Raw genomic sequence first — 18,866 nt, forward strand, 5'->3', positions numbered from 1 at the left:
GCATGGGCTCAACTTGGATGGCGATCATAAGCCTGGCGGGTCAACTGAAACACCAGTGCCCGCTCCGCCAACATCCGCTCGTTTTGCACTACCTCGACGGCTGCGCGATAGTCCTGGTCGCTCATCTGCTGCCGCTGCTCGTACAGCGCATCCAGGCGGGTGTGAAACGGCTCGTCCATGTTCTCGAACCAGTCGGCATGCAACGTCCGCAGGTAGCTCTGCCAAAAATCTCGCTCGGCCAGCGAGCGACTGAGCGCATCGTGCGTCTGCGCGCCCCGGACTTCACGCTCGGCGGCTTCAAGATCGCTGGCGTGCACGCCACTGACATTCGCATAATTCATATGCGAGGGTTGCCCGGGCAGTGACAGGTTGTTGGCCAGGCCAACCCGATAGGCCAGGTGCACCTCCACATCATCCACCGGCAGGTAAGGGTCGCCTTCACGCATCTGCTGGATATGCCGCGATGCAATACGGTCGACCTGGTCCAGTCGGAACAGCTCACGTCCCAGACGCAACAGTGGGCGCATCGCATACACCCCTTCCAGCCCTGCCGCACGCTGTGCCGCCAACGTCCTCACCTCCAGGGCACTGAAGATCAGCAGCATCTGGTCGGCGCAGCTGCGCGGCCCGGCCGCTTGCTGGAACACGGCCTCGCGGACCTCACTGTTCAGCTCGCAGGCTTCGATCACCGCCCACGCCCTGCGACACATTTCCTGAGGCTGACGGGTGAAGTCCCGTGAACGGGAAAAGTCCGCGAAGAAACGGAACAGGTCCTGCGCCCCGTCCTCGGCGGCCAGCCGGTCCCATTGCGCCAGCCGCCGCGGCTGCTCCACCAGGTCTATCCCTTCAAGCCAGCGCAGGCGTTCATCCTCCAGGCCGTGCTCGTGCCTGCGTACAGGCAGCAGGTCACTGTCCACGTCTGCCAGCAAGGTGCGGATTCGCCTGACCGCCTGCACGGACAGCGGGTTATCGTGCAAGTACAGACGTCGCGGGTCCTGGCGCAGCAGTTCGAGCGCGGCGTCCGACACTTCGCTTATCTGGTTATCCCGCAGGTCGATGAACGTCAGCGAGGATGAGGCGAGCAGCGTTTGAGGCAACTCGCGCAGCCCCGTAGCGCGCAGATGCACGCTGCGCAGGCGCCATAACGCACTGACCTCAGGCACACGGCCAATCAGGTTGCCGTCCAGGCCAAGCGTATGCAAGCGCTGCAGGGTATTGATCCGCATGGCATCGCTGGCCGTCAGCAGGATGTGGTTTTGCCCCAGCTGTAGCTCCCTGAGCTCGGCCAGGTGCTCAAGGCCATTAGGCAATGCGGTCAGCACATTGTCTTGCAAGTCAAGACGCAGCACGCCGGTAAAGCGCTGCAGGAAGCTCTCTTCGATGTGCAGCAGGCCCATGTGGTTCAGGCTCAAGTGCGTCACGTGACCGAAGTCGACCCGTTCTGGAAGCCTGGGCAGCGCGCCGACCCGCCAACCGTGGATGCGCAGTTGATGGCCGCTGTGGTCCGCGTGGCCCCTGCGTTGCCAAGCCTGGCGAATCCGGCGTGCTACCCAGCCTCGACGCAGGGCCTGCACGCGGCTGGCAGACTCACGTCGCCAGGTATCCAGGGCGTTCTCCAACTGACGAAACTCTTCCTGGAGCAGGAAGTATCGATGCCAGGGCGTCATGCCGTGCCGGCTCGACGAAGCCAGAAACTCCTCGACCTGGGCGTCGCTGAAGCTCGGGAACAAGCGCAGCAACGCGTAGCGCAGGGATGCCGCGCTACTTTCACCGCGCCCGCTCAGCGGATAGCCAAGGCGCCCGTCCGCCAGGCGCCTGGGCAGGCGCACGCGGCCACCGGGCGGTGCCATGCCAAGCAACTCAGCCAACGTCTGGCGCCGGTCGCAAGCACGCTGTGCCAGCCCTTGTGCCAACCTTTCGGCGCTGGTGCCGGCTTCTCCAAGCGCCTGGCGCTGCGCTGTATCGAGCTGCAACCACAACGCCTGCATCAAGTCGTCGTTCGGCGTGGCATTGGCCAGTGGTTTACCCGAGCTGTCCCGGGCCTCATAGCCCGACGGCCCCTTGGCGATCACACGCACCTCACTTGCTGCTTGCCCCCCCATCTGCGCAGGCGTAAACGAGTCCCCTTCACGCAGTTCCACCCGCACCGACTCCGGCCATGACAGCCATTGGCCGAGCAATCCGAACGCCAGCCGCTCAGTGTCGGCGTTGATCGCCGCAGCCTGCGCCAACCCGGCACAGGCACGGTCCAGCCTGCTTTCACGGACCGACCACCAGGCCTGCTCGGCCAGCTGTAACGGCACCCGCTGCTCGCCGAGCATGCGCTCGACCAGCAGTTCGTCCGCCTGGTCGACGATCTGCTGCGCGCTGCGTACCGTCAGCCCCGGAAAATCACGACGTAACAGCTGGGGCGCGGGCCCTGGTTGCACTTGCCGCTCGGCAACATGCTGCTCGAACGCGTCCCCGCGAATTCTCGGGTAGCGCTCATGCAATCGATGACGTTGCACGGCATCGAGCAGACGCGCCGGAGCGCTCTCCTCGTTCAGGTGCAGCAGGCGCAGCTGGTCAGCACTGAAGTCAGTGGCCAGCAACACCTCACGCGCGGTCTGTTCATCGACATCGGCCAGCGTGCTGCTCATGCGTCGCACAAGTTCGCTACCCTGCCAGGTCTGGGGCAACTCGAACTCGTGCCGCCAGCGCCCGGCGTCCAGGCGCCGCAAAGTTGGCGAGTAGGCATCGTTACGGTGGGGATGACGTATTTGCAGTGATTGCTCGTCCGGATCACCCTCCACCTGATAGACAGCCTGATGAGTTCCCAGGCGCGCCTGGCCATCAAAGGTCGCATGTTGGCCAATGGCCGTTTCGCTTTCCACCAACGCGTAAGCCCCCAGTTTGGGGTCGAGCAGTTTGCGCTGCCCCTCGGCCGTGGCCACGGGGGCCAGCCCATCGACAAATGCCGAACGCTGCAACAGCCGCGCCTCCAATACGCCCGTACCCGCAGTGAGCACCGTTTGCGTGACGTTGACCGCCACGCTCAGCAGATGCTCCAGCGCGCCCTGGCGATCGCCCAACGCCCAATCGTTGTAACCCTCGTACAAGTCATCCACCACCTGCAATGCGGCAATGCCGAGAATCGCCACGCCCAGGCCCGGCACGTAGAAACTCGCCAGCCCCAACAGGTCTAGCCCTGCACCGAGGTAGAACTGCAAGCGCCGGATACGCTCGGCTTCATCGATGGCCTCGGTCGGCATACCAAGCACCTGGGCATCATCGAACAGAACATCCAGCAGGCGCTTGCGCAGGTGCAGGTACAACGGCTCGTCAATTGCCTGCCAGCGGCCATCGAGCTCCACCTGCGCGCCCCTGGCGGACATGGCACTGGCCAGCGCACGGGAGAACGCCTCACGGTCTCGTTCGCTGATGAAGCGCTGAAAGAATGCTGGGTAGTCAGGCAAACGCATGCGCCTGCCCAGCCTGTCGAACAGCGCAGTCCAGGACGTGTGCCAGCTCACCGCCCCCTGCGGGTCATTGGGTATCCAGCACAGTACGCCAGATTGCGCCGCTGGCAACGGGCCTTCACCACTCACCTCGAAGGCCACCACGCCATTGACACGCTTGCCCAACAGCCGCAGGCCCATGGGCTGCGCGCCATCGGCCTTGCCTTTGTCGGCCCTGATGGCTGCAAGGCAGCGCAGAGAAACCTGCTCGTCGATCTCGCCGCGCAGCGCCGCCAGGCGTACCGCAGCCTCCAGCGCATAGCGCTGGCCCCGCTCCAGCAAATCCGCGATGGCCTCGCCGGCCGTTCCGGGAGGCGTCAGCTGACGCTTGAGGTAGGCCTGGTACTGGCCACCCACGTCCAGCGTGCGGCAGAGTTCAGCAAACGCCTGGGCCGATAGCGGCAGGGGCTGCCCTTGCTCATCCAGTACGCGCGTGCCCTCAGCCAGCCCTAGAGGCAAGGTTTCGGAATAGCTGAAATTGTGCAAAGCCGCAGCCAACAGGCTGTTACGAAAATGGTGAATTCGGACGCTGATCGGTATTTCCGGACGGGCTACGGGATAGCGTTGCAACCAACGCAAGTCGAACATGGCCTGGCGGACAGCCACAGGGCGCTTCAGGCGCTCGGCCAATGCCGGCGCCAGCAATGCTTCGGCAAAGCTATCCAGTGGCGTCAGGCCACGGAACAGTGCCTGCAGCTGGTGCTGGACATCCTGCTGCAGTTGCAGGCAGTGATTCAGCTCGTGCAACCGCGCAACAGGCGCCTGCTTCAGCCAGCCTGGCAGGCGGCTGGCGATCAGTGCGTCGATGGAGTGTTCAGCGATAGGTGTGTTTGCCATGGTCGACCTCTGCAGTGTGCAAAGCTCGGATCACAGCGCAGCGGCCAGGGCGCTTTGTGGTACTTACTGCTTGGCGCCGAACGCCTCCCGGGCGAAGTCCGGAAAACTGCGTAGCTTGGGCGTCAGGCGCCGGTCCGGCGCATACAGGACATGCATCGCTACCTGGAGGCCAACCAGCAAGTCGGCAAGGGGTGGTGACGGACTGACAATTGCTACATAACGTTGCAACCATGGAGAAAAACGCCTTGGCTGCCCTGCCCGCCCCATGGCATGGCCACTGCGCTGAAAAGCTCAGCAAATACGGGTATTTGGCGGTGTTTCGATGCACATGAATTGAAACAGCTGGACGGCGAATTTGTAGGACGTTTCTTCCGAACCCGGTAGGCAAAATCGCGGTATCGGCACTTTCCTGTATGAAACCCCAGTTCCCGCAAGATTTTGTCACTGATACGGTCCATTTTTCTTACAACGGCACGGATGCCAATGCCACGAGAGAAACATGGATCAATACAATAAATCTGGCCTGGCCTTGCAGAAAAACTTGCTCAATCTGCGCCGAGAGCGGGACCGATTGAAGGCCGAAGGCAAGCAGGAAGAAGCTGAGCGGCTGAGGCGAGAAATTGCGCGGATAGAAGCAGTAGTGGCCGCATTACCTGCAGCGGCCAAACCACCGACGCTGCAGTAGAAAAGCAAACGCCCCGTCAGCGCGGGGCGTTTTTGCGAGTGCTTCAACTCATGCGCAGCGCTTGAGCAAGGTCTTGATCGGGCGCCGAACCCGGCGCTTCGATACCGCCTTTGGCTTGATCCAGCGGCAGGCCTCGATTTCATTGCAGGGGCGCGGCTTGGATGCGGTCTTGCGGGCTTCGAACAGGTAGTGGATGACCTTGTCCTCCCTGAACTCGGTGATGTAGCGCAACTCGTCGAAGGCCAGGCCGGTCTCCTCGACCATCTCGCGATGGGCCGCTTCCAGCGGCGTTTCATCGCGCTCCACCGTGCCACCCGGCAGGTTCCATTTGGCGTTGCGCTTGCGTACGAACAGCACCTCGCCATCCTTGCGGTAGATCACCGTGGCGCGAAGCTTGATGCCCTTGCGTCTGGCTGTAGCCGTGTCCATTGCCTTCATGCGCGCGATCCCATTCGGTTGACCGGACAGGAGCCGTGCAAGGCTCCTGTCCCGACTGTAGGGCGGTAATGTGTCGATTGAATGACCATCACCGGCGCGAGGTAGTTCAGACTGCTGTCTTGCTGCGCATCGGTCGGGTCCCCGCCCCCAGGCAGGTCACGGCGAAGGCGACCACCAGTGCCGCAGTGCCCAGCAGGAAGATCAGCTGCTGGTTGGAGCCCTCCACCAGCAGGGCGATCAGCGCCGGAGTCACCGCCGCAGCGCCCATCAAGGTGATGCTGACCAGCGGCGTGAGCTTGCCGGTCGGGTCATTGGTGGTGATCAGCGCCATGTAGTACGACAGCGACAGCACCCAGCCAAAGTTGATCAGCAGCAGCGCGACGAACAGCTGCATCGGTGTGCGGGTGTGACCGGTGAGCATGGCAATGGAGATGAACACCGCAACCAGCCCCACGGCGATCATCAGCTGACGGTTGACCCGCGCCCCCAGCAGGCTTGGCAGCCCTGCCCCAGGCAGACCGCCGATGGCCGACAGGCCGAATGCCCAGCCGATATCGACACCGTCGATGCCCTGGTCACGCGCCAACTGGTCGATAAAGCCCCATACGCAATAGATGGCGATCTGCATGAACAGCATGCCCACCAATGCCGTGCGCCCGGTGCGCGCCGAACCACCCTGGGCGGGCGAGCCTTCGCCGCTTGCCAGCGATACTGCCGGGCGACGCGGCAACACCAGGCTGGCGCCACAGATCAGCAGGTACCACAGGCCGAATGCGCACAAGGCGGTCACAGTCCCGCTCTGCGCGGCAAGCATCGGCAAGGCTGCGGAAAACAGCGAGTACTCAGGCGTCTGCAACAACAGCATCAGCCCGAACGAACGGTCCTGGTTGGGCAGGCGACCCAGCGTCGACACCGCATAGGCATACACCAGCCCGGCGCAGGTGCCGGCCGCCAGGCGCACGATCAGCAACACCGCATTGGTGCTGGCGAAGGCAGTGGCGATGCTCAAGGCCACGCACAACGCACCAACCACCAGGCACAGGCTGCGCCCACCGTGGCGCTTCATCAGGATCGGGCACAGCAAGGTGCCCAGGGTCATGCCGATCATCTCGACCGACACCACCCAGCCCTGCTGGTCGAGCGAGAGGCTCAGTTGCTCGGTGACCAAACCCATGAAAATGGGTTGCACGCCACAGACGATGAATGAAGTACAGGCAATGAAAATCAAGGCGGCACGCAGCAGCTTGGAATCATTGATCATGGGAGGACTCCGACACGGCATTTGTTTTTATTGTGGGGTGTTGAGCAGCCCTGAAAGCGCCGTATCAGGCGGCCGGGCCGGTCACGCGGTCAATCCTGGGCCGAGTCCGAAGGCTTTGAAAGTTAATTATCGGAATCGACTTCAGTGGACTTTTTAATGCAGGCCAACGGCCCTTGCTTGCATCAAGAAATGCACTGTGGTCGATCCTGATAATTAATTTGTGAGGGGGCTGGATCATCCCTACCGTATGACGGTACTCAAGCCTCGGAATTAAAGGCCCCCATCATGAACGACCGTGAGTTCATCAATGCCATCGACGCCGATGGCCAACCCCTGAACATCGCCGTAAGCAATGGCCGCATCAGCCACATCGGCCCGCAACGCGCCAGCACCGCCGCTGGCGAGACCATCGACCTCGAAGGCCTGCTGGTGCTGCCAGGCTTCGTCGATGGCCACATCCACCTGGACAAGAGCTTCGTCGGCGACCGCTGGCGCCCGCACCAGCCCGTCGCCAGCCTGCGCGAACGCCTGGCCGTGGAAAAGCGCGAGCTCGCCAGCGCCCCGCCGATCGTCGAGCGCGCCGACGCGCTGATGCGCCAGGCCGCCTCGTTCGGCACCCTGGCCATGCGTTGCCATGTCGACGTCGACGCCAGCACCGGCCTGACCCACCTGCGCGCCATCCTCGAAGCCCGCGACAAGTGGAAAGACCTGATCGACATCGAGTTGGTGGCGTTCCCGCAAGCCGGCGTGGTGACCTGCCCCGGCACTGCCGAGGTAATGGAAGCCGCCGTGCGCGAGGGCGTGCAGGTGGTTGGCGGCATCGACCCGAGCACCTTGGACGGCGATGCCGAAGCCCAGCTGGATATCGTGTTCGGCATTGCCGACCGGCATGGTGTGAAGGTCGATATCCACCTCCACGAACCGGCTGACATCTGCATCGCCCAGCTCGAGCGCATCGCCGCCCGTACCCAGGCACTGGGCATGCAAGGCCTGGTGGCGGTCAGCCACGCCTATGGCCTGGGTGATGTCAGTGACGCCGTGGTTGACCGCACTGCCGAAGTGCTGGCTGCTGCTGGCGTGTCGATCATGACCAACGCCCCCGGCGAGCACGCCTTCCCGCCCGTGCTGCGCCTGCGTGCCGGTGGCGTGCGGGTGTTCACCGGCAACGACAATATCCAGGACGCCTGGTGGCCCTATGGCAACGGCGACATGCTGCAACGGGCGATGCTGGTCAGCTACCGCTCCGGGTTCAATACCGACGAGGAACTGCGGGTCGCGCTGGAGATGGCGACCGTGGCCGGTGCCGGAGTGATGGGCAAGCAGGATTACGGGTTGAAGGTGGGCAACGAAGCCAGCTTCATCCTGTTCAAGGCACCGAATGCGGCGGCGGCGGTGGCGGCAGCCATCCACGAACGGGTGATCGTGCGCCATGGCGCGTTCTGGGGCGGGCCTGCGCAGTTGCAGTTGAAGGCTGCGCAGTTTGCTGCGGAACTGCGTCGCTAATCATCTCGTTGACGCGATCTCTTGTAGGAGCGGCCTTGTGTCGCGAAAGGGCTGCGCAGCAGCCCCAGGATCTCAGCGCAGAAGCATGAATTGCCGGGGCTGCTGCGCAGCCCTTTCGCGACACAAGGCCGCTCCTACAAGCAAGCGTGGTCTCTACTCAGCCTCCGCCCGCAAAATGCCAATCAGTATCTCGGCCAGCTCCTTGACCATCGGATCCGCCGTAGGCCGATGGAAGATCGCTGCCTCGAACACCCGAATCGGCTTGAACCCCTCCTCCGCCCCCAGCACGCGATGCCCGGCCGTCACCACCCGCGACGGCAGCAGGCTGACCCCCAACCCATTGGCCACCGCCGCCTGGATACCCGCCAGGCTCGAACTGGTAAAGCCAATGCGCCACGTGCGGCCCATGGCCTCGACCGCGCTGATCATGTCATCGCGGTACAGGCCACGCGGCGGAAAGGTCACCAGCGGGATCGGGTCCTGGGCAAAGCTCGGATACTGCGCGCTGTCGATCCACTCGATGCGCTCCGGCTGGCAGGCATTGGCCTCGCGGCTGTGGCGCCGCTGCTTGACCAGCACCAGGTCCAGCTCACCGCGGTCGTAGGTGCTCATCAGGTCGCGGCTCAGGCCACCGGTGATCTCCAGCTTCACCGTCGGGTTGAGCCGGTTGAACGCCGCCAGCGCCTGCATCGTCTTGCCCGCGACAAAATCATCCGGCAGGCCGATGCGCACCGTGACCGAGACCCCGCCCGACATCGCTTCACTTAGCTGGTTGCTTACTGATAGCAGGTGCCGTGCGTAGCGCAGCAGGGTTTCCCCGGCGTCGGTGGGGTGCACCTCGCGGTTGCTGCGGTCGAGCAGCTGGTGGCCGACCATTTCCTCCAGCCGGCGCACCTTCTGGCTGACCGTGGACTGGGTGGAATGCAGGCGTGCGGCGGCGGTGGTGAAGCTGCCGCAGTCGGCCACCATGACCACGGCGCGGAGCATGTCCAGGTCGTAGATGGCGCGGTTGGGTTTGGTGCTGTCAGTCATTGGCAGAAGTCGGCTTTCGAGTGGGGCTGGGAGCATGATGCCTGAAGCTGGACCACGGGGAAGCGCTTATTGGTGTCCGTTGTCACGGGGCAAGCCCAGTGAAGTAGACTGGCGCCTTTCTTTGCCTCTCCCTGGAAGACCTGATGAACAAACTGATCTTACCTGTGGCCATCTTCGTGTGCGTGATCATCGCGGGGAAACTGGCCGAGCATGTTGGCCTTGAGGGTAGCTGGAAAGTCGGTTTGCTCTGCGTCGTGGCCGCCTGCGTGCAGATCGCGGTCAACCGTATCCAGCGCTTGCAGCGGCAGAAAGCTGAACGCTGACACAGCCGCTCTGGACGCAAACGGTTGCCTGACAGCACTGACACGACGCGCCATTGAATCGTCTCGATGAGTCATATTGATGCCTTCACACCTCAGGCTAATACTAAAGTCACTGTCTGGGGAGGCACGGATCATGCAAACAAGATTTGTTATCGTTCCAGCTGTACCGATCAAAAAGGAATCCTTCCAATCGGGGGCGCGCTTCTACGCCGCTACGGTTTCGGGTGGTTTCGACATTTACGACAATCAAGAAAAACTGCGCTTGAAGCCGAGCTACTCAACCCGGTCGCTTGCCGAAGCGGCACGCGCCAAGCTGAACGATGAATGCCGAAATCCAGACGAACTTTTCCCCTTCTTGCGGGTGGAATGTCCAGTCATGCAATCGTGAATGAAAACAGCCCGCTTCGGCGGGCTTTTCGTTTCAGCATGGGGCAGCGCGCTTACTGGATGTGCTTGAGCTTTTCGAGCATGGCGGCGCTGCCTTTGAGGTAGCTGGTCACCTCGCCATCTTCCCGCTTGAATTTGATGCCTATCACCTTGTTATCCAGCTTTACCAACTCCACCGATGCCCGGATGACTTCGTGGGGATGAGTAACCTCTGCGGCCGCCTTGCCCTTCTGGATGGACACTTCGTTGACTGTTTGCTCGAAGACATTGCGTTCAGCGTCGTACGACCAGGACGACTGCTGCACGATCTTCTGCATTGAGTCTTTTTCGTTGAGGATCAGGAAATCGGCGGCTGAACCGTCTGCCTTGAGCAGCAACAGTGCCAGTGCCTGTGAGGTGCCGTCATCGGCGTTGGAGTACCAGAGGCCGTAGAGGTCACTTTTCAGGTATTTGGGCGTTGTGATGGCTGTTTCGCTGGGGGGCTTTGCTGTGCCGGTTGTGGAGCAGGCAGAGAGCAGCAGCGGGGCCAGCAATGCGATTGCTAGGGTGAGGTACTTTTTCATTTCAATCCTGGTGGCTTTAAGCAAGCCTTTTTGTGCGTAATGGGTGGTCGTAAATATCTTAAAATGTGTCGAAAAGTCGGAATTGTTCCCTTTCTTGTAGTCTGTTTCTGAAAGATACTCCTGCCGCCTATTTTCCGTTGCGAGGGGCCTGATGGGTCTCTAGTCTCGGCCTGTCGCTGCATATCAGCGACACGGCTTTGACGGGCCGCGACGGTTTTGACATACGGCTTTCATTTTTATGGTGGCTGTACGTGCGGGCACGCCCGCGTGCGCCGGAACTTGTCAATTCCACCGGTCCGTCAACCCACGTACAGCCGCCACCCTCTTCTTGACGGGAGACAGGTCGCGGCACCGATGAGGAATTGACTAATGCTGAAAATAGTTCCCGATCCACCCCATACATTTCACTCCCTCGAAGACACCCTGATCCAGGCTGCGGACTACGCACTTTGTGCGCTAGCTGTATCGCATCAGGCGATGCTGCTACAGCCCAAGTCACCAGCGGCAGCATTGATGATGGCGTCGACACATGAACTTGAGTCGCTGCGGCTGTTGCTTGAAACGGCATTGATTCAAGTACAGATGCCGACCGAGCCGCGAACGCTGCACTAAGCCGACAACCATGTGTTGCCTGGGCTGGGCCTGACACCAGCATGTCTGAAGCTTGTGCGACTTCTGCGGGAGCTGGCTTGCCGGCGATTAGGCCAGCCCAGGCGGCGAAAATATTGAGGGAACAATAATGACGACAGACGACACCAAATTCACCGTCGGCAAAACCATTTTCTTCCAGGGTGAGAACCACACACATCCGCTGTTTCGCATCGAAGCGGGCATTCCTTGCAGAAGTGCTCGGGAGCAGGCTTCGGAATTGATGGGGTATGTGCGGGAATTGACGATTGTCGGCTTGATGGATGAGAAGCCGATGATGATCTGGGCTGCGCATTACCTGAGTGCGTTGGCCAAGGCGCTGATGGATGATGCTGAGTTGGGCATGATGCAATGAAGGCTATTCAGCCTGTTCTCGAAAGGCGCCCGAAAAGCCAAACCTGTCAGGGAAACAGCCTCATACGTCGCTTGCCCAATAGGGCATAATCCGCGACTACAGATCCCGGAGTGTCTCCTTTGCAGTCCACCGACCCCGATACCCCTCCTGCCCAACCTCCCGCCAAAGAAACGGGTCGTATCGTTTATGGTGGATGGCGCAGGTGGCGTCAGCGCGTCGCATTCTGGGTCGGCGCGCTTCTGGTGGGGCTGGTAGCACTGGCATTTGCCTGGTCGGCAGACCACGCATACGCGCTGTTCGAAGCCGCTACCGAGCACTATCACTGGGCACCTTTCCTTATCACACCTGCAGGCTTTGCATTACTTGCCTGGCTAAGCCATCGCTGGTTTAGCCAGGCAAAAGGTAGCGGCATTCCGCAAGTCATTGCTGCTCTGGAGTTTCCCTCCCGCAGCTTCCGGCGCCAGGTGCTGGCCGTGCCCGTCGCAGCAGCAAGGATGGTGCTGACTGTCGGTGCACTGCTGGTGGGAGGCTCGGTAGGCCGTGAAGGGCCTACCGTGCACGTTGGCGCTGCGGTTATCTACGCCTTCGGTACCCGGCTCGGTCTACACGGTCGACGCACTGTTTCCGGGCTGATTCTGGCTGGTGGTGCGGCAGGGATCGCAGCAGCGTTCAATACACCATTAGCGGGCATCGTGTTCGCGATCGAAGAGCTCAGCCGTACCTTTGAACAACGGTTCAGCGGGCTCTTGCTGACCGCGGTCGTGATTGGGGGCATGGTGACGCTCGGGTTGTTGGGCCACTACTCCTACTTTGGCGAGATCGGAGCCCAGCTTCCGCAAGGTTGGCAGTGGACCGCCGTGCCCGCATTCGGAGTGCTCGGTGGCCTGCTGGGTGGCGTTTACGTGAGACTGGTCCTGCCTTCCGATCGCGGTTTGATAGGTAAGCTATGTGCAGTTCGTTCGCGATGGCCAGTGCGCTTCGCCGCAGGTTGCGGCATGGTGTTGGCTGTACTGGGTTTGCTATCAGGCAACCATGTTTTTGGCACTGGATATGAAGAGACGCGCAGCTTGCTCGAAGGCCAACCGGTAACAGACCAGGCCTTCCTTGTTTGGAAATTCCTGGCCAACGTTGTCTCGTACCTGGCGGGTATCCCCGGCGGCTTGTTTTCCCCATCCTTGAGCGTAGGTGCAGCCTTGTCACCGCTGCTGTCATTCATTCCAGGCTTCGATGTTCAGACAGGCGCGCTGCTCGGAATGGGGGCCTACCTTGGCGGCGTGACTCGATCGCCATTGACCGGCTCAGTGATTGTACTTGAGCTGTCCCACAGCCCTGACTTGGCCATTCCGCTTCTCGCAGCAGGCCTCATTGCGTCGTCCGTCTCCGGATGGATCGCGCCGGTCTCGCTCTATCACGCCTTGGCACACAATATAACCAAGCAGCTGGAAGGCTCGCCAACAGCACGATAAGGTTTGCATGCGCCAGATCTCTGAATCACCTGGCTAACAGATGGGTCGAGATACTAGAGGCATAAAAAAACCCTGAAAAATCAGGGCTTTAATAAGAATTAGTGGCGGAAGCGTAGAGATTCGAACTCTAGGATAGTTGCGCATCGACGGTTTTCAAGACCGTGGTACAAGTGCCCTATCCATGCGGGCGCAAAGCCGAAATCGATTCCAAAACAAAGACGAAACGACACAGCTACAAGCCGCATACTTTAAGGGTCGCCGTTTCGGTTTTGGAATCGGTTTTTGCTGTAATTTTCAAGCAGTTTGACGGAACCACCCGCTGCTACAAGCTCCCCAGGAAGTGCGGAATGATCTCAAGGCTCTGGAGTAATCTCTGTCTCAGTGGCTCCGCCTGAGCACCTGGCACACGAAGCACCCGGAGAATGAGCAGCTCTTTCACCATGCCTTGCAGGCGTCGTTTGCAGAGCACGATACAGCATCGCTTTCGAGGAGCTCTTCGAGGCAATACCCAACGTGAAAGCCGAGCGGCTCCCAGGGCACGAGCGCTATCGGGCCAGGGACATCGAGCGGTACGCTAGGCGCGCCGAGATCATCGGCTATAACCTCTTCCACGTGCGCAACTGCCAGTAATGCAGCAGTAGTGTGAAAAATCGACCGGAGGCCGCGCCCTCAACGGCCTATGCGTCGAGGCTGTCTGTCATGCATTGGCGAGTTGGGGCGACTTTCGCCCAGTGGAACCGAGAAGCTACAGCGCAGTTTTAAGCAGCAAAAGCACCCTCCCCCGGCGTTCTGCCCCTCCTCCCCCTTACTTCTTGGCCGGCCGCAGGATCTCGTGAAATTGAGTTGTTCGGCTCTGGCTCGGTGTACTTGAACAGGCGGCATGCGTACCACAGCGCCTGCCAACCCCTTATTGGAAGTTGAGAAACCCGTGTATGATCGAAAAAAACTAAGGACGCGTTCTTATCTTCCATGAAAGATCTTGCACTCTCCCCATTTTCAAAGCGCATATGCCTTGACGTTACATTTTTCTTGACCCTTTTACTCGGGTTGGTACTCGTCTATCACCTGGGCTTCCATGCCATGGTCGACCGGTTCGACGCAGCCCCAGAGCGCTTGAGGGATTACACCTTTCCTGTTTGGGGCAGAATGCCTTGGTTCGAACATGGTTTCCTGACTTTCCTAAACCCCGACGCTTACGCCCAGCATGAGGCATACGCCAACCACTCTACTCTTTACCTCATCTTCATGCGGGGCCTTTTCCTGTTGCAAGAGTGGGTGCCCTCCCTGCCCCCGCGAACAACAGCAGCTATCTTGGCCATGCTCGCTTCGCTGGGCGCGATGTGGTTCACGATCCGACGTCAGCTCGCAATCAGCAATGATGGGCGTAATTACTTGCTGGTATTAGCTGCCCTGCTGTATTTCCTGACCCTTCCAAATTTCTGGATTTCGCTCGGAAAGTTCAATGTCGACAATGGCTTTGTCTTCGTCTTCCCTGTATTGCTGATGACCAGCATTCTGCTTGAGCGGGACGACGCTAAAGGCAAAACATTCTGGATCTGCGCCCTGTCGCTTTGCCTGGTCATGCCGATGGCGGGTGCGTTGTTTAGCATGTTCATGCTGGCAATGACACTGCTGGTCAATCCTAGCGACAGACACAGACTCAAAGTCTGCGGGGTGCTCATGGCGGTTTCCGTCGCCGCTTACCTGCAACCTGTTCTGGTGGCCAAGGTCCTGGGTTTCTCAAGCCAGAACAGCACGTGGCTGTTTCGCTCCGGCCTGGATGGAGACATGCGCTTCTTTGGCAACTTCATCGACTCCGTGGTAGCGCCGCAATTCAATCGCCCTTGGTACATGATTGCGCTCCCTGCGACAGTACTGTTACTGCAATTCGCCTGTTGCTGGCGAGTATCGGGGGCAATCCTGCCGCCGCCGGGCCAGTCGGATGGCATGCAAGGCATACCGTACGCATTCTCAGTCTATCTTCTGATGTTGCTGTTCTGGCCTCAGGCGGTATCCATTCACCCCTATTTGTATGACGCATTGCTGATTGGACCCTTGGTCAGTTGGGTGGCGATCAATTTCGCTACGCGAGCGGTATTCGCCAAGCATTTTGTGTTGTGGTTGTTACTATTTGCCTTCCTGATCCAGTTCAACCTGACCAAAATCGCCCAAGCGGGCCATTGCACCGATTGCTATTACCCCGCATGGGGCATGCTTGGCAGCAGGGCGGGATAGTTAGAACCATGAATAAGTCAATCGCAATTCTGCAGTCGAACTACATTCCCTGGAAGGGCTATGTGGACCTGATGGCCCGTGTGGACGAGTTCATCTACTACGATGAAATGCAGTACACGAAAAATGACTGGCGTAATCGCAACAAGATAAAGACGCCTCAAGGCCTACACTGGTTGAGCATCCCGGTAGGCGCTGATATACATCGTCGTATTTGCGACGTCTCCATCAATGACCCTCGGTGGGCGGCCAAACACTGGAGCACGCTGGAAGCCAACTATCGTCGAAGCCCTTGCTTCGACGAAATCGCCGCGTGGTTGGAACCCCTCTATGCAAACGCCCTGAACAATCTGTCGGACGTCAACCAATCTCTGCTAGAGGGGATATGCACGTTTCTGGGCATCTCCACCCGCCTGAGGCGCTCCACGGATTACGTATTGGAGGGAGGAAAAAGCGAGAAGCTGGTCAATCTGTGCAAACAGGCCGGGGCTACCGAATATGTGACAGGGGGGGCGGCACGCAGTTACATTGACGAAGGATTATTTGCCCAGGAGGGTATAACGGTGACCTACTTCGATTACGCTGGCTATCCCCCATATCCTCAGCTGTGGGGGGATTTCGTGCATGAGGTCAGCATTCTTGACTTGCTGTTCAATTGCGGATCAGAAACCGCTGCATACATGAAGCATGTGCACAAATGAAGCTTGCCATCGTATCCACCCTGTACAAATCTTCGCCCCATTTGGCAGAGTTTCACCGTCGCGCTAGCGCTGCGGCAGCCGAATTTGCCGGCGATGACTATGAACTGATCCTTGTCAACGACGGGTCTCCTGACGATTCGCTGGAAGTGGCGATGGCGCTGGCCGAGCATGACCCTCATGTTGTGTTGCTGGACCTATCGCGCAATTTTGGCCACCACAAGGCAATGATGACCGGACTGGCGCATAGCTCGGCGGACCTCGTCTACCTCATTGATAGCGATCTGGAAGAGCACCCTGAGTGGCTGGCCGCTTTTGCCCAAGCGCTGACAGACAGACAGGCAGACGTCATCTATGGCGTGCAGGAGAGCCGCAAGGGGGGCCTGTTTGAACAGTGGAGCGGGAACTGGTTCTGGAGCCTGTTCAATGCGCTCACTGACATGTCCCTTACCCCCAACATCACGACCTCCCGGTTGATGACTCGTCGTTATGTCGATGCTTTGGTACGACATGAAGAACGCGAAGTATTCATGGCCGGTCTCTGGCATATCACCGGGTTCGTTCAAGAACCGTTCGTAGTCCACAAACTCAGCCGCGGAACATCCACATATACTTTGCGGCATAAAATAGCGCTTCTGGTTAACTCGATTACATCGTTCTCCAACAAACCACTGACTGCAATTTTTTACATTGGGGCATTCATATCGGTATTGGCACTGGCGGCCAATGTATACCTGGTGCTCAACTGGTTGTTCTTCAGCCGCACACTGAGTGGATGGACCTCTTTAATGGCATCCATCTGGCTAATCGGGGGGATGTTGATATCGTCGGTGGGCATCATCGGCATCTATTTATCCAAGATATTTTCCGAGGTGAAGCAACGCCCGTATTCCATCATTCGGCAGGTTTATCAAAGGAAAAAGGAATGATCAGGATCGCTTTCCTTTGTTCCGGCGGCGGTGGCAACCTTCGCTTTATCGCCGAGGTCATTCGGCTCGGCTTGCTGCCTGCCCGGTTGGTCATGGTAGTTACCGACCGAGAGTGCCTCGCAAACCGCTTTGCGTGCGAAAACCAGCTGCCCAACGAAATCATTGATTTCACCGAACCCGGGCAAGCATCACTGCTACGACTGCTAGAAGCCGCATCCGTCGATATCATCATCACCAATGTTCATCGCATTATCCACCCTGCAGTCGTTCAAGCCTTTGCCAAACGTCTACTCAATCTGCACTACTCCTTGTTACCGGCCTATGGAGCGATGATCGGGACCAAGCCGGTCGAAGCCGCACTGCAGGCGGGCAGCCTTTTTATCGGAACAACCGCTCACCTGGTCGATTTCGGCGTTGATACAGGCCCTCCATTGGTGCAATCTGCTATCCCGCTGCAGCAGGGCGACACACTGCCATCGGTCATGGACACTGTATTTCGCACAGGTTGTCTGTGCTTGCTCAATGCGATTCTTTTACACACGGGATCGCCAGTCAGATACTGTGGCACTCACCTCGTCCATGGTCGTACTGTCCTGAGCAATCCAGGCTTGGCCTTTGATCAAGGACCCATAGATGACGACATGTGGCAACGCATTGCTGACTACCCCAGTCCCGCTCGTTGAGGACCGCGCTTCGGAAAGCCATTCATGAACTATTATCTAGCCATCCTGCCGGTCACCTTGCTGGTGAGTTACAGTCAATTGATCGTGAAGTGGCGCACCCAGGCCGGCGCAGGGGAGTCAGCCGACAGTTTGCTCGGTCGCTTGCTGGCTTTCTTGAAAGACCCCATCCTGATGTCGGCATATGCTGCCGCCTTGCTGGCATCGTTCGTATGGCTGTTCGTGGTGGCACGCCTGCCACTCGCTGTCGCTTTTCCCATCTACATAGGCAGCACTTTCCTGCTGGTGTTGCTGGGCAGCTTCCTGATCCTCGGTGAAACAGTGAGCTTGATCAAGATCATCGCTGCACTGCTAATTTTGGCAGGCATTCTGCTCGGGGTGTCAGCCGATGCTTGATTCAGCGCTCAAAAGCATGCAGCTGTGGTTCGCCGAGCTGCGCACACGCATGCCCGATGAAGAGGCCCAGACACTGTTCGACACGTACGCGGAAGAAGCAATGTTCGGCCGGCGCCTCATTGCTTCCGATCTGGAGCGACTTCCCCTTGGCAGTGCCATTCTGGAAGTAGGCGCCGGCGCGATGCTTCTCAGCAGCCAACTGACAAAGGAAGGCTATGAGGTTACAGCACTGGAACCGACCGGCACCGGATTCACGCATTTCGAGCGGATGCGTGCGGCAGTTCTGCAGAGCGCTGAAGAAGGCGGATTTGCACCGAAGCTATGCTCGATGCGTGCAGAGGAATTGCATCAACCCGCCACGTTCAGTTATGGGTTTTCAGTTAATGTGATGGAACACGTGGACGATATCAGCATCTCGCTCGAACGCATCACAGATAGCCTCAAGCTCGGCGGGATCTATCGCTTCACCTGTGCTAACTACCTGTTCCCCTACGAGCCCCACTTCAACCTGCCCACGCTATTTTCCAAGAAACTGACCGAGAAAATGCTGGGTGCTCGAATTTTCAACAGTACTCGGGTGACCGACCCTGCGGGAACATGGCAGTCACTCAACTGGATCACCGTCCCACAGGTTGCTGGCATTGCTCGCCGCTCGAGACAGATGCAGGCAACTTTTGATCGCCGCATGCTGGTAGACGCGTTCGAACGGGTACTGAAGGATCCGCTATTCGCCCGTCGACGCTCCCCGCTTGTTTGCGCCATGATCAAACGGATGGTGGCGTTGCGCCTGCACAAGCTTTTGATGCTCATTCCCGCCACTATGCAACCGATTATAGACTGCCGAATCCGTAGACACTAACAATGACTAGTATCACGTGGCAGCATCAATCAGATGTCTGAGTGCTTACTGCCTCACTTATTAATTTACAATCAAGG

Annotated in this window: 18 protein-coding genes and 1 pseudogene; 13 read left to right on the forward strand and 6 right to left on the reverse strand. The window is 59.2% G+C overall.

Annotated elements, in window-relative coordinates:
- Nucleotides 1–8: 8 nt before the first annotated feature.
- A complete protein-coding gene (locus N430_RS00870) occupies nucleotides 9–4,334 on the reverse strand; it encodes an NEL-type E3 ubiquitin ligase domain-containing protein (protein WP_110632038.1) in 4,326 nt (1,441 codons plus the stop codon).
- Between the two features lie 63 nt (nucleotides 4,335–4,397).
- Nucleotides 4,398–4,493 (reverse strand): annotated as a pseudogene (locus tag N430_RS29875) (LysR family transcriptional regulator); the annotation flags it as partial.
- Nucleotides 4,494–4,833: 340 nt separating this feature from the next.
- Here N430_RS29875 and N430_RS00880 point away from each other — a divergent pair.
- Nucleotides 4,834–5,019, forward strand: a complete 186-nt coding sequence (locus tag N430_RS00880; RefSeq protein ID WP_110632035.1) for a hypothetical protein — start codon at nucleotides 4,834–4,836, stop codon at nucleotides 5,017–5,019.
- Between the two features lie 48 nt (nucleotides 5,020–5,067).
- Here the strand turns inward: N430_RS00880 and N430_RS00885 are convergent, their stop codons facing one another.
- Both N430_RS00885 and N430_RS00890 read right to left on the reverse strand, forming a co-directional pair.
- Entirely contained in the window at nucleotides 5,068–5,448 is a 381-nt protein-coding gene (locus tag N430_RS00885; RefSeq protein ID WP_110632032.1) for an NUDIX domain-containing protein, read from the reverse strand.
- A gap of 115 nt (nucleotides 5,449–5,563) precedes the next feature.
- Nucleotides 5,564–6,718 (reverse strand): MFS transporter, encoded by a 1,155-nt coding sequence (locus N430_RS00890; protein WP_110632029.1) that lies wholly within the window; start codon nucleotides 6,716–6,718, stop codon nucleotides 5,564–5,566.
- A 285-nt stretch (nucleotides 6,719–7,003) separates the two neighbouring features.
- Between N430_RS00890 and N430_RS00895 the strand changes: the two genes are divergently transcribed.
- Nucleotides 7,004–8,221, forward strand: a complete 1,218-nt coding sequence (locus N430_RS00895; RefSeq protein ID WP_110632026.1) for an amidohydrolase family protein — start codon at nucleotides 7,004–7,006, stop codon at nucleotides 8,219–8,221.
- 153 nt (nucleotides 8,222–8,374) lie between these two features.
- Here N430_RS00895 and N430_RS00900 read toward each other — a convergent pair whose 3' ends face one another.
- Nucleotides 8,375–9,253, reverse strand: a complete 879-nt coding sequence (locus N430_RS00900) for a LysR substrate-binding domain-containing protein (RefSeq protein ID WP_110632023.1) — start codon at nucleotides 9,251–9,253, stop codon at nucleotides 8,375–8,377.
- 143 nt (nucleotides 9,254–9,396) lie between these two features.
- Between N430_RS00900 and N430_RS00905 the strand changes: the two genes are divergently transcribed.
- Together N430_RS00905 and N430_RS00910 are read left to right on the forward strand one after the other, a co-directional pair.
- Nucleotides 9,397–9,576 carry a hypothetical protein gene (locus N430_RS00905; protein ID WP_110632020.1) on the forward strand — a complete coding sequence of 60 codons (180 nt, stop codon included), beginning with the start codon at nucleotides 9,397–9,399 and terminating at the stop codon, nucleotides 9,574–9,576.
- A 133-nt stretch (nucleotides 9,577–9,709) separates the two neighbouring features.
- Complete coding sequence (locus tag N430_RS00910) at nucleotides 9,710–9,964, forward strand: hypothetical protein (RefSeq protein ID WP_110632547.1); 255 nt, start codon at nucleotides 9,710–9,712, stop codon at nucleotides 9,962–9,964.
- Nucleotides 9,965–10,016: 52 nt separating this feature from the next.
- On the opposite strand, the gene N430_RS00915 is transcribed toward N430_RS00910, so the two are convergent.
- Nucleotides 10,017–10,526: a hypothetical protein gene (locus tag N430_RS00915; RefSeq protein WP_110632015.1), complete on the reverse strand. Its 510-nt coding sequence runs from the start codon at nucleotides 10,524–10,526 to the stop codon at nucleotides 10,017–10,019.
- 369 nt (nucleotides 10,527–10,895) lie between these two features.
- Between N430_RS00915 and N430_RS00920 the strand changes: the two genes are divergently transcribed.
- The 9 genes from N430_RS00920 to N430_RS00960 all read left to right on the forward strand — a co-directional run bounded on the left by N430_RS00920 (nucleotide 10,896) and on the right by N430_RS00960 (nucleotide 18,789).
- Entirely contained in the window at nucleotides 10,896–11,138 is a 243-nt protein-coding gene (locus N430_RS00920) for a hypothetical protein (RefSeq protein ID WP_110632012.1), read from the forward strand.
- Between the two features lie 127 nt (nucleotides 11,139–11,265).
- Nucleotides 11,266–11,529, forward strand: coding sequence for a DUF3077 domain-containing protein (locus N430_RS00925; RefSeq protein WP_110632009.1), 264 nt, complete (start codon nucleotides 11,266–11,268; stop codon nucleotides 11,527–11,529).
- 179 nt (nucleotides 11,530–11,708) lie between these two features.
- Nucleotides 11,709–12,995 carry a chloride channel protein gene (locus tag N430_RS00930; protein ID WP_256592052.1) on the forward strand — a complete coding sequence of 429 codons (1,287 nt, stop codon included), beginning with the start codon at nucleotides 11,709–11,711 and terminating at the stop codon, nucleotides 12,993–12,995.
- 969 nt (nucleotides 12,996–13,964) lie between these two features.
- Nucleotides 13,965–15,230 (forward strand): hypothetical protein, encoded by a 1,266-nt coding sequence (locus tag N430_RS00935; protein WP_110632006.1) that lies wholly within the window; start codon nucleotides 13,965–13,967, stop codon nucleotides 15,228–15,230.
- Nucleotides 15,231–15,238: 8 nt separating this feature from the next.
- Nucleotides 15,239–15,928, forward strand: coding sequence for a WbqC family protein (locus tag N430_RS00940; protein ID WP_110632540.1), 690 nt, complete (start codon nucleotides 15,239–15,241; stop codon nucleotides 15,926–15,928).
- On the forward strand, nucleotides 15,925–16,854 hold the full coding sequence (locus N430_RS00945; protein WP_110632003.1) for a glycosyltransferase family 2 protein: 930 nt from the start codon (nucleotides 15,925–15,927) through the stop codon (nucleotides 16,852–16,854). Before N430_RS00940 ends, N430_RS00945 begins: the two co-directional genes overlap by 4 nt.
- Nucleotides 16,851–17,537 (forward strand): formyltransferase family protein, encoded by a 687-nt coding sequence (locus tag N430_RS00950; protein WP_110632000.1) that lies wholly within the window; start codon nucleotides 16,851–16,853, stop codon nucleotides 17,535–17,537. Before N430_RS00945 ends, N430_RS00950 begins: the two co-directional genes overlap by 4 nt.
- Before the next feature lie 24 nt (nucleotides 17,538–17,561).
- Nucleotides 17,562–17,930, forward strand: a complete 369-nt coding sequence (locus N430_RS00955) for a hypothetical protein (protein ID WP_110631997.1) — start codon at nucleotides 17,562–17,564, stop codon at nucleotides 17,928–17,930.
- Nucleotides 17,923–18,789 (forward strand): class I SAM-dependent methyltransferase, encoded by an 867-nt coding sequence (locus tag N430_RS00960; protein ID WP_110631994.1) that lies wholly within the window; start codon nucleotides 17,923–17,925, stop codon nucleotides 18,787–18,789. The genes N430_RS00955 and N430_RS00960 overlap by 8 nt, the downstream gene beginning before the upstream one ends.
- Nucleotides 18,790–18,866 lie beyond the last annotated feature (77 nt).

The organism is Pseudomonas sp. CC120222-01a (genome assembly GCF_003097235.1).
Lineage (GTDB): Bacteria > Pseudomonadota > Gammaproteobacteria > Pseudomonadales > Pseudomonadaceae > Aquipseudomonas.